General features: G+C 44.3%; 6 protein-coding genes. 4 read left to right on the forward strand and 2 right to left on the reverse strand.

Annotated features, from left to right (window positions below):
• Nucleotides 1-64: 64 nt before the first annotated feature.
• Nucleotides 65-661 carry an AAA family ATPase gene (locus ACTXGL_RS12580; protein ID WP_443527085.1) on the reverse strand — a complete coding sequence of 199 codons (597 nt, stop codon included), beginning with the start codon at nt 659-661 and terminating at the stop codon, nt 65-67.
• Complete coding sequence (gene pnuC / locus ACTXGL_RS12585; protein ID WP_443527086.1) at nt 612-1,322, reverse strand: nicotinamide riboside transporter PnuC; 711 nt, start codon at nt 1,320-1,322, stop codon at nt 612-614. Before pnuC ends, ACTXGL_RS12580 begins: the two co-directional genes overlap by 50 nt.
• A gap of 274 nt (nt 1,323-1,596) precedes the next feature.
• On the opposite strand from pnuC, the gene ACTXGL_RS12590 reads away from it, so the two are divergent.
• From ACTXGL_RS12590 to dnaX, 4 genes are all read left to right on the forward strand, one after another.
• Nucleotides 1,597-2,742: a beta-ketoacyl-ACP synthase III gene (locus ACTXGL_RS12590; RefSeq protein ID WP_443527087.1), complete on the forward strand. Its 1,146-nt coding sequence runs from the start codon at nt 1,597-1,599 to the stop codon at nt 2,740-2,742.
• Between the two features lie 283 nt (nt 2,743-3,025).
• Nucleotides 3,026-4,117 (forward strand): peptide chain release factor 1, encoded by a 1,092-nt coding sequence (gene prfA, locus ACTXGL_RS12595; RefSeq protein ID WP_443527088.1) that lies wholly within the window; start codon nt 3,026-3,028, stop codon nt 4,115-4,117.
• A 131-nt stretch (nt 4,118-4,248) separates the two neighbouring features.
• Nucleotides 4,249-5,784, forward strand: coding sequence for a lysine--tRNA ligase (gene lysS, locus ACTXGL_RS12600; RefSeq protein WP_443527089.1), 1,536 nt, complete (start codon nt 4,249-4,251; stop codon nt 5,782-5,784).
• Between the two features lie 158 nt (nt 5,785-5,942).
• Nucleotides 5,943-7,383 (forward strand): DNA polymerase III subunit gamma/tau (dnaX, locus tag ACTXGL_RS12605; protein ID WP_443527090.1); only part of this gene is annotated, 1,441 nt, incomplete at its 3' end.

Below are 7,383 nucleotides of genomic sequence, written 5' to 3' on the forward strand. Positions count from 1 at the left end.
TGGTGGGTAAAATCCAACCTGTTTTTAGTCGTGTAATTTTTAGTCATGATACGTAGTGCCTACTCTATGTGTCTATGTGAGTAAGCTGCGCTACTACTTGCTGAACGCGCTGATCCCTATTCCCGCCAACGCGCTGGAATGGCTTTTTATACTTGTTGAGTTGACTGGTAAAGTAGGCATTTATCTCATCACGTTGGTGCGGGCTGTCACGTAAGTCATCAGCGACCCACGGTATATCTACATCAGTCAATAGTATCAAATCGTAATGATGGGCTAATGCTGCTTGCTCAAGGGCCGTAGGGCAGTCGCCATAGTACCAATAAGAATAAGTCATCAGCTCAAACAGGCTGGTATCGCAAAACAAGTAACGGTTTTTATTAGGGGTTTGGGCGACTTGTTTGGCTAAGGTGTTCTCCCGTTTTATCTGTCCTTGTGCGATAGGCAGTAGATCCTCCCACGTACATGTCAGCTGCTCATTATCCCATTTTGCTTGTAAGTAGGTGCGCATGTATTCTGATACCCATACACTGTCGAAATGCGCTGCCAAATCACGACATAGGGTCGTCTTACCTGTGCTTTCTGCGCCTAGTACAGCGACGTTAATGACAGATTTAGGCGTATGCTGTTCGAGGTTGTACACGGTAGCGTCGTTGCCATTCATAATATGCCCAGATTGCGATAAGAGTGAAGACTACATACTGTAGTGCGGTAAAAGTGAAGCCTTTATAAAAGTATAGCGGTACTGATATCGCATCCGCGATAATCCAAAGTATCCAATGCTCGATTTTGCGCCGTGCCATGAGCCACATCGCCATAAGAAACAAAGCTGTAGTGAGCATGTCAGTATAGCCGACCCAAGTAAATAGATGCATGCCAAGTACTGCACCGTCGAAGCTAAAACCGTTATTGATCACTGGACGGAAATAATAAACCAATCCTACAAAAGCTACTGTCCCTGCTGCCAAAGCGGTAAGTATAGGAATATCCTTTGCGTGCAAATGCTCAATACGGACGCTATTGGCGTCTGATTGCTTGTGTTCAATAGACTGATTTTTCTTGTTCTTTGACCAGTTGATCCAGCCATACAGGCTCATTACGGTATAGTAAGCATTGATGAACATATCGCCAAACAATTGCCATTTCCACAGTAGGTACACGAATATAGCAGTGCTAACCAATCCGATAGGAAAGACGAGGATATTGGTTTTGCTGGCAAGTAAGACACTAGCTACACCAAAGACAACGGCAATCAATTCAAGCACAATAAACGTTGTAGAGTAGTCGGCGTATTGGCCAAATAACCAGTTGAAAAGTTCTACCATTAGCATTCCTAGATATGAGTGTATAGCGATATGTATGGTGTTTAGAATAGAATGGCGCTAATTATAACGTAGCTATTACGAAATGAAGTCAGTCTTTGCTTATTTATGGCAAGAAACAGATTATTTGTAACAAAGTATTAGAAAAATTATAATATTCAGGCATAATAAACATACTGATTTTAAGTTTACAGTTATTCACTGAATTTGAATGGCTATTATTTTTTCACTTTTATGCTTATTCCAAGCACTATAGTAGTAGACAAGGAAGCTTATCATGACGACTTGTATCACAGGCACAGGCCTGTATATCCCACCTTATAGCATTAGTAACGAAGAGCTAGTAGAGTCATTCAACCAGTATGTTGAAAACTATAATACCGAACATGCTGACGAGATAGCAGCAGAGACTGTGACCGCACTTGAGCCTTCTTCAGCCGCTTTTATTGAAAAAGTATCTGGTATCAAATCACGTTATGTGATGGAAAAAGACGGTATCTTAAATACTGAAATCATGGCACCAGTTATCCCATACCGTAATCTGGGCGAAGAGTTGTCAGTGATGGCTGAAATGGGTGCAGCAGCACTCAGAGACGCTTTGGCTGATGCAGGACTTGAAGCCAATGACTTAGACGGTATCATCCTTGCTTGCTCAAATTTCCAGCGTACTTATCCTGCGGTTGCTATCGAAATTCAGAATGAGATCGGCATGGTTGGTGGTTTTGCATACGATATGAACGTTGCGTGTAGTGCGGCGACTTTTGGTCTATCACAAGCCCACGGCTCTATTATCTCAGGTTTGGCCAAGCGTATTGCTGTGGTCAACGTTGAGATTACCTCAGCGCATCTAAACTGGCGCAACCGTGACAGCCACTTTATCTTCGGCGATGTAGCGACTGCCTCTATCGTAGAAGAGCTTGATACGCCAAAGGGTTACGAGATTCTAAACTCTAAACTATTTACGCAGTTTTCGACCAACATCAAAAACGAATATGGCTTTATGGATCGCTCAGAATACCTAGCGGCACAGACAGAGATGTATCCAGATATTAAAGCACCGGTCACTGACAAGCTATTTTTGCAAAACGGTCGCAAAGTATTCCGTGAAGTTTGCCCGAAAGTTTCTGAAATTATCACTGAGCACTTGCAAGAAAACGACATCCCAACATCTGATGTTAAGATGATGTGGTTACATCAAGCCAATGCCAATATGTTGGATTTGATCTTACGTACTGTCGTCGGTAAAGATGCAGATAAGTCAATTGCACCAAGTGTGATTGCTGAATTTGCCAATACCAGTTCAGCGAGCCCTATGATTGTATTCCATCGCCACAAAGATGATCTATCATCAGGTGATTTGGGTGTTATCTGCTCATTCGGTGCAGGTTACTCTATCGGGTCAGTACTGGTGCGTAAAGTTTAATGCCTTAGTTTATTACTAAGGTTTAATACTAAGTGACCAGTAATTAGTACTAAGTAACTAGCAACTAGACAAAAAATAGCCAAGAATGTTCTTGGCTATTTTTTTGGCTATCATTTTTGCCATTGAAATTAGGTCCTGACATCTAAATATAAAGAGAGATGTTTAGAAAGATAACATCAAGATTACTGATAATATCGACAAGAATGACCAGAGGTTTTAATTTAACCCAAAAAATTTGCTATAATCACGCTCTTATTCCCCTCATTTAAATAAAAGTCCTTTTATGAAAGAATCCTTACGCCTGCGTTTAGACCAGATGGTAGACCGTTATGAAGAGGTCACCGCCTTGTTATCAGATCCTAGTGTCATTAGTGATAATAATAAATTCCGTGAATTGTCTGTCGAACATAGCGACTTGATGGACATCACGACGTTATGGCAGAACTATCTGGGTGCAGAAACGGATCAGGCTGATGCAGAAGCAATGCTAGCCGATGCGACCGATCCTGACATGAAAGAGATGATGCAAGATGAAATTGAGACGGCACGTGATACCATCGTAGAGATGGAAGAAGCCCTCAATGTAATGATGCTACCAAAAGATCCGAATGATAAAGTCCCTGCATTCTTGGAGATTCGTGCAGGGACTGGCGGTGATGAGGCGGCGATCTTCTCTGGTGATCTGTTCCGCATGTACCAAAAATATGCACAGACCCAAGGCTGGACACTAGAGGTGCTCTCTGCAAACGAAGGTGAGCATGGTGGTTATAAAGAGATTATCACTCGTGTATCTGGCAATAGTGTATATGGTCGCCTAAAGTTTGAATCGGGTGCTCACCGCGTACAGCGTGTTCCTGAAACTGAGAGCCAAGGTCGCGTGCATACCTCAGCTTGTACGGTTGCCGTCATGCCAGAGGTTGAGATTGATGATACCGTTGATATCAATCCTGCTGATATCAAGATGGATACTTTTCGCTCAAGTGGTGCGGGTGGTCAGCACGTGAACACCACTGACTCAGCCGTACGTTTGACGCATATTCCAACCGGTACCGTGGTAGAGTGTCAGCAAGAGCGTAGCCAGCACAAAAACCGTGCGCATGCTATGAAAATGCTAGTCTCTAAAATCCAGCAAGCCAAAGTACAAGCACAGGTCGATGTGGCGGATTCTATACGTCGTGACTTGGTCGGTAGTGGCGATCGCTCAGAGCGTATTCGTACTTATAACTTTCCACAAGGGCGCATGACCGATCACCGTATCAACCTGACCTTATACAAGCTCGACTCTATTATGGAAGGCGACTTGGATGAGACTCTAGATGCGTTATTGCGTGAGCATCAGGCTGATCTGATGGCCAGTATTGGCGGCGGTGAATAGTAGCCAATTCTATGTAATATTGGCACTATTATACCCTTGTATAATAGTGCCTGCTTTTATAATAATAAGTATTGATTTCGTTTTTCTGTTTTCGTTTATCCATTTAATTATCTAATAATATTGAGAGTGTCATGTCAAAGCACAATAATCAGAACCAAGACCAAACCCCAACTGTAGAAGATACTAACGAGCTAATCGCACAACTGCAAGCCAAGCTAGACGATATCAGTGCTTCAGGCAAACAGCCGTATCCAAATACCTTCAAACGCACTGATTATGCGCAAGACTTGCAAGCCGCTTTCGATGGTGTGTCAAAGCAAGAGATCGAAGAGAAAGCTGCGAATGGTGAAAAGACACAGGTGAATGTAGCGGGTCGGGTTATGCTGAATCGTGGCTCATTTATTGTGATTCAAGACATGTCAGGTCGTATTCAGCTATATGTGGCACGTAAAGAGCTTGATGAGGAGACGCGTGCGAGCATTAAATCACTAGATTTGGGTGACATCGTTGGTGTATCAGGCTATATCGGTCGCTCAGGAAAAGGCGACTTGTACGTGCATATCGAAGAAATCACGCTCCTAACCAAATCGCTACGCCCGATGCCAAACAAATTCCATGGTTTGGCAGATGTAGAAGCGCGCTATCGCAATCGTCATCTTGACTTGATGACCAACGAGACCACTCGCGATACCTTTATGATTCGCAGTCAGATCGTCAGCGGTATTCGTCAATTTATGCTGAATGAGCGTTTTATGGAAGTTGAAACACCAATGATGCATCCGATTCCAGGTGGTGCGGTAGCTCGTCCCTTTGAGACGCACCACAATGCTCTAGATATGCCTTTGTATTTGCGTATTGCGCCTGAGCTTTATCTCAAGCGCTTGGTCGTTGGTGGCTTTGAGCGTGTATTTGAGATCAACCGCAGTTTCCGTAATGAAGGGGTCTCAACCCGTCACAACCCTGAATTTACCATGATTGAGTTTTATCAAGCCTACGCTGACTATCATGATCTGATGGATTTGACTGAGCGTATGTTTAATCAGTTAGCAAATGATGTGTTGGGCACAACAGAGCTGACTTATCAAGAAGAAGCCATTAGCCTAAAAGCACCATTTGCTCGTCTATCTATGTCTGATGCGATTGCAAAGTATGCAGAAAACTTCGACATGGCACGTATCAATGACCGCGAGTACCTAGCAGAGTACGCATCAACGACGCTGAAACAGCAAGTAAAAGATGTGTTTGGTGTGGGTAAACTACAAACGATTATTTTTGAAGAAACGGCTGAGCATCAACTGCGTCAACCAACCTTTATTACTGAGTATCCAGCTGAGACCTCACCACTCGCGCGCCGTAGTGATGACAATCCTGAGATTACTGATCGTTTTGAGCTGTTTGTTGGTGGTCGTGAGCTCGCTAATGGTTTTAGTGAGCTCAATGATCCAGCAGACCAAGCCGAGCGTTTCCGTGGTCAAGTTGCCGAAAAAGACGCAGGCGATGACGAAGCCATGCATTTTGACGAAGAGTACATCGAAGCATTGTCATACGGTTTGCCGCCGACAGCAGGTGAAGGTATTGGTATCGACCGCTTAGTAATGCTGTTTACTGACTCAGCCAGTATCCGTGATGTGATCTTGTTCCCGCATATGCGCCGCAAAAATGATTAATGTTTAATTAGTCGTTAACCAAAGTCGCTTATTGAATGCGGCTCAGTCATAATCAAACTTGTGAGAAGCCAGACGAATGCGCTGGCTTTTTGCTATAATAAATATCGAAAAACAGCATCTAAAATAAGAATTTTAACCACTTGGCACAATGGATAGCTATGTCGCAGCAATATCAAGTTTTAGCTCGCAAATATCGACCCAAGAACTTTCATGAGTTGATTGGGCAGACGCATGTCTCGCAGGCGCTGATTAATGCAATTGATTATAATCGTCTGCATCATGCTTATTTATTTACTGGTACGCGCGGTGTGGGTAAGACGACGATTGCGCGTATTTTATCTAAATGCTTGAACTGTGATACTGGTATTACGAGCACACCGTGCGGGGTATGCGACAACTGCGTCGCTATCGATCAGGGGCGCTTTATTGATCTTATTGAGATTGACGCGGCTTCCCGTACCAAGGTCGAGGACACGCGTGAGCTGTTAGACAACGTGCCTTACGCGCCAAGCCAAGGGCGTTATAAAGTCTATCTGATTGATGAAGTGCATATGCTGTCGACGCATAGTTTCAATGCGCTTCTCAAAACGTTGGAAGAGCCACCTGAACACGTAAAGTTCTTGCTGGCGACGACTGATCCACAAAAACTGCCGATTACGATTATCTCGCGCTGCTTACAGTTTGTGCTACGCCCACTACCGCAGGTATTACTTAGCGAACATTTGGCAAATATTTTGACCAAAGAGCAGGTTGACTACACGCAGCCGGCCATTTGGCAATTAGCAAGCGCTGCCAAAGGCTCTGTGCGCGATGCTTTGTCACTGACAGATCAGGCGATTGCTTTTGGTCAAGGGTCACTGGATGATGCGACTGTCAATGCCATGCTCGGTCTCATTGATGCGGCTGACCTCATCAGCTTGATCACAGATATTTATAATCATGATAAATCAGCCGTTGCCGCACATATCGAGCAAATGCGCGCGCAGATGGTAGATGCGACCAGCATGTTTGATGGGTTGGCTGAGCTGCTACATCAGTTGGCATTGACTCAGCTGTTGCCTGAGGTCGCTCTCAATGTTAATGAGGCGCAAGCAAAAGATATTTGTACGCTAGCTCAGCATATCAGCCCTGATGTCTTGCAGCTGTATTATGAGATTGTTGTGCAAGCACGTGAAGGCGTCAAGCTTGCTAGTACCCCTATGCAAGCGCTTGAGATGTGCATTTTGCGCTTACTAGCGTTTCGTCCTTTGCCGGTCGATGAAGTACTAAGTAACACCTATGATGGTGAGGTATCTACTACCAGCATACCAGTTACAGAGTCGCCTGATTCAACGTCGTCTTCAGAAATAACATCTTCGGATGCCATGACGCATGGCGCATCAGAACCATTACAGCCTTACGAGATTGATGATCAAGGGCACAGTTATGATGAGCAGCAAAGTAGCACTCATGATAACGAGAATTTTCGCTCTGAGTATATTAGTGACCAAGAGTACAACTTAGTACAGTCAGCTGTCAGTACTGAGCCTGAACCTGTTGTTGAGCCTGAACCTGTTGTTGAGCCTGAACCTGTTGTTGAGCCTGAACCTGTTGTTGAGC

It is taken from the genome of Psychrobacter sp. T6-6 (assembly GCF_052258185.1).
Lineage (GTDB): Bacteria > Pseudomonadota > Gammaproteobacteria > Pseudomonadales > Moraxellaceae > Psychrobacter.

Coding starts and splice junctions, on each gene's coding strand:
- lysS (WP_443527089.1), top strand. CDS start 4,249: ATGTCAAAGCACAATAATCAGAACCAAGACCAAACCCCAACTGTAGAA.
- ACTXGL_RS12580 (WP_443527085.1), bottom strand. CDS start 661: ATGAATGGCAACGACGCTACCGTGTACAACCTCGAACAGCATACGCCT.
- ACTXGL_RS12590 (WP_443527087.1), top strand. CDS start 1,597: ATGACGACTTGTATCACAGGCACAGGCCTGTATATCCCACCTTATAGC.
- prfA (WP_443527088.1), top strand. CDS start 3,026: ATGAAAGAATCCTTACGCCTGCGTTTAGACCAGATGGTAGACCGTTAT.
- pnuC (WP_443527086.1), bottom strand. CDS start 1,322: ATGGTAGAACTTTTCAACTGGTTATTTGGCCAATACGCCGACTACTCT.